The sequence below is a fragment of the Blautia glucerasea genome (genome assembly GCF_013304385.1).
GTDB classification, from domain to species: domain Bacteria; phylum Bacillota; class Clostridia; order Lachnospirales; family Lachnospiraceae; genus Blautia_A; species Blautia_A ammoniilytica.
The window spans coordinates 1-596 of the sequence record NZ_JAAITU010000145.1 but is presented as its reverse complement, the minus strand read 5'-3'; the positions used below and the strand labels follow the sequence as shown (position 1 = coordinate 596).

At 44.0% G+C, this 596-nt stretch carries 1 protein-coding gene; it reads left to right on the top strand.

Going from position 1 to position 596, the window contains the following annotated elements; genetic code table 11:
- Positions 1-596: site-specific integrase (locus G5B11_RS18800; RefSeq protein WP_173729344.1), on the top strand; the 596-nt coding region annotated here is incomplete at both ends.

Genomic DNA, 596 nt, shown 5'->3' with positions numbered 1-596 from the left:
CCACCGGCAATACTTCCAATCCAGATAGCTTATTATGCAGGACTTCGTATCGGTGAAGCCTGTGGTCTGGCATGGCAGGATGTAAATCTTGAAGAACAGTGCCTTACAATCAGACGCAGTATCCGCTATGATGGTTCAAGGCATAAGAATATCATCGGACCGACCAAGCGAAAAAAGGTAAGGATTGTTGATTTTGGAGATACGCTGACTGAGATTCTTCGCAATGCCCGAAAGGAACAGCTTAAAAACCGAATGCAGTACGGAGAACTTTACCACAAAAACTACTACAGAGAAGTAAAAGACAAAAACAGAGTTTACTATGAGTTCTATCATCTGGACGGAACAGAGAATGTTCCAGAGGATTATAAGGAAATATCCTTTGTCTGCTTAAGACCGGATGGAAGTCTGGAACTGCCAAGCACATTAGGAATTGTTTGCAGGAAGATTGCTCAGAAACTGGATGGATTTGAAGGATTTCATTTTCACCAGCTGCGACACACCTACACAAGCAACCTTCTGGCAAATGGAGCGGCACCAAAGGATGTGCAGGAACTGTTAGGGCACTCAGATGTCAGTACCACCATGAATGTCTATGC